The 2,883-nt window shown below is 33.7% G+C and carries 3 protein-coding genes; all 3 read right to left on the bottom strand.

Annotation, left to right across the window (positions count from 1 at the left end; translation table 11 throughout):
• A partial coding sequence (locus ACY2V1_RS08310) for an ATP phosphoribosyltransferase regulatory subunit (RefSeq protein ID WP_461834334.1) occupies nt 1-410 on the bottom strand: 410 nt, incomplete at its 3' end.
• Nucleotides 411-690: 280 nt separating this feature from the next.
• Nucleotides 691-1,236: a type I restriction enzyme HsdR N-terminal domain-containing protein gene (locus tag ACY2V1_RS08305; RefSeq protein WP_461834333.1), complete on the bottom strand. Its 546-nt coding sequence runs from the start codon at nt 1,234-1,236 to the stop codon at nt 691-693.
• On the bottom strand, nt 1,224-2,883 hold a 1,660-nt coding region (locus tag ACY2V1_RS08300), incomplete at its 5' end, for a PAS domain S-box protein (protein WP_461834332.1). The genes ACY2V1_RS08305 and ACY2V1_RS08300, both read right to left, overlap by 13 nt.

Below are 2,883 nucleotides of genomic sequence, written 5' to 3'. Positions count from 1 at the left end.
TATGGAGAACTGCTACCAAAGACCTCTACATTTACCTGATGAAATTGCCTTTGCCTGCCCTTTTGAGGCCTTTCATAGCGAAACATTGGCCCAATTGTGAAGAATTTAGAGATATTCTCTTTTGCATATATCTTGTTTTCAATGTATGCTCGAACCACTCCAGCAGTGGCCTCTGGCCGAAGAGATAAACTCCTTCCTTTTTTGTCTAAAAAGGAAAACATCTCCTTTTGCACCACATCTGTTTCATCTCCTATGGAGCGGGCAAACAACTCGGTTCTCTCTAAAATAGGGGTCCTCATCTCAACAAAACCATATAAAGAGAATATTTCCCTTGCTACTTTTTCAATAAATGAATATTTTTCTATTTCTGGCGGATATAAATCACTAAAACCTTTAATCTTTTTTATCATAATAACCCATTTCAATTTTTAAATTACTTCCTTTACATTAAAAACAATAAAATACCCCTAGCGAGGACAAATCCCCTAAAAACAATAGGCTAATAATCTATCCCTTATAAAATGTCAAAAAGAATGGATGGCAGCCTTAAATTGTTAATTTGGACTAAATCTGTCGGGTATTATTGGATTTTGTATTGAGATTAGCCCTTAATAATTCTAAAATGCACTGTGCAGGTTCAATAAAGAAACTGTTATAGCCTTAGTTGGTAAATTTTGCATAAATTTGATATTAAATATTACAAGAATCTCTGCATTCACAACTTATTTGAGATAGGGCGTAGAGGATTCGTTTTTCTTTTTCTATCCGGCTATTATCCATAGTAAATTCAGAACATCTATCTAAAAGGCTTAAGATATCCTGCCAGGTTGGAAATTTTTCATACGGGTCTTGAGATAGAATTTCCCCATCCTTTGCACATACTAACATAAATTTTTTTGTATCTGTAACAATTGAAAAACGTGCAGGACCTCCTTCTATTAACCTAGCCAAGGAAACCGCTTCTCTTATATATGTCTCTATTTCTCCTGCACAAAACAAAATTATCGCAAGGGGCTTGTTTTCTAAAAAAATGACAAAATCAATATTCCTCACAAACTCTTTTTGATCCACATTAAAGATTATTGGCAGTTTTGATTTTATCTGGTCTTTAGGATATGATTTCTCTTCAACCATTATTTTTACAATATCCTGCCTTATGTCTTCATAAGTAGTAGCATCTATATCTTTTCCAGTAAGATAATCCTTTATTTTAAAACCAAGTTTTACCTCATGCATATATATTCTTTCCTTTTTTTTCTTCTCTGTTTTTCAAGATACATGGCGTTATCAGCTTCCCTAAACAACTTATTGTTCTCTAATTTATTGTTTGAACTTACAGCATATCCCATTGATATACTTATCTTAAATTTTTCTTTTTTATTCTTATTAAATTTAGAGATTGCATCATTAATTCTTAAAATGACTTTTCTTACTACCTTCTCATCACTCTTTGGCAATATTATCCCAAATTCGTCCCCTCCAATCCTTGCAACAACATCAGATTTCCTCACATTAGATTTTAATATCTCTGCACATACCTTGATATACTTATCTCCCACCTTATGTCCAAAGGTATCATTTACATATTTTAATCCATCAAGGTCAGCGATAATTAAAGCCACAGGAAGACATCTACAATTTCCAAGCCTGTTGAATTCTTCTTCAAAATAGTATCTATTATACAGACCTGTCAATGGATCGTGGAAACTTATAAATTTCAATTTCTCTTCCAATTTTTTTCTTTCTGAGATATCCAACAAAGAGGCCAAAAGATTTCCATCTGGCAAATGAGTTACTATTATCAAGACATCTTTTTTATCTTTATTTCTGTTTATAAATGTAAATTCGTACATTGAAGGTCCACTTTCTGGATCAATTTGTCTTTTTTGTTGATACTCTAAAATCCTGGGTAAATCTTTCTCAGCAACAAATTTAGTCCACTCAAGCTTTCCTATTATTTCTTCTCTTTTGTAGCCAGATAACTCTTCAAAGGCCTTATTGGCATCAACTATTTTATATTCATCAACGATTATTGTAGGAGATGCTGACCCCTCAAATAGTGTCCTATAATATTTCTCCCGTTTTTCTAACTCTTTTTTTATCTCTCGCTCCTTAGTTACATCCCTAACTATCCCTCTGAATCCTATTTTTTCGCCTTTTTCACTGTATATTAAATCAACAGAGGTCTCTACAAATATCTTCTTTCCTTTTTTAGTCTTAATCTTCCAATCAAAGAATGTAACTGGCTTTCCCTCCCTATATACCTTATTAAAGACTTTATACACCTTCTTTGCATCTCCTGGCTCAGTGTATTCTCTGTTGTTCATCCCAATTAGCTCTTTTTTTGGGTAGCCAAACATCTTTGCCAGGGCATCATTGACATATAAAAAGTTTCCTGCAATATCTACTTCAAAATATCCGAGATTTGATGTCTCTAAAACTCTACGCAAAGACTCTTCTTGTCGCTTTAGTTCGATTTCCATCTTTTTCCTATCTGAAATATCCAATACCTGCCCTAAAATGCATCTCTCTCCGCCAATATCCACCAGAGAAAAATGACCCTCCATATATATTTCACTTCCATCCTTATCTATTGCCTTGAACTCATATTTAGGAAGGGCCCCTTTTTGTCTAAATCGTTTATCGACCTGACCAAGCATAAATTCTCTAAATTCTGGATGGACTAATTTCGTCCATTCCATATTGAAAAGCTCATCTCTACTATACCCAGTTATTTCACAAACCTTTTTGTTAACGTACCTAAAAAATCCATTCGTGCTCACCAGGTAGATGGCCAAAGGTGAATTTTCGGCCAGAGCTTCAAAATCTGTAAATTTTGTTTTTCTATCTGTCATGCTTTTCTGCTTTTTTTTAATTTTACAC

It is taken from the genome of Desulfothermus sp., from assembly GCF_053993635.1.
This window is presented reverse-complemented; position numbering and strand designations above follow the sequence as displayed.

What these genes read in the sequence shown, in the direction of transcription:
- ACY2V1_RS08305 (WP_461834333.1), bottom strand. Translation starts at nt 1,236, where the DNA reads ATGCATGAGGTAAAACTTGGTTTTAAAATAAAGGATTATCTTACTGGA.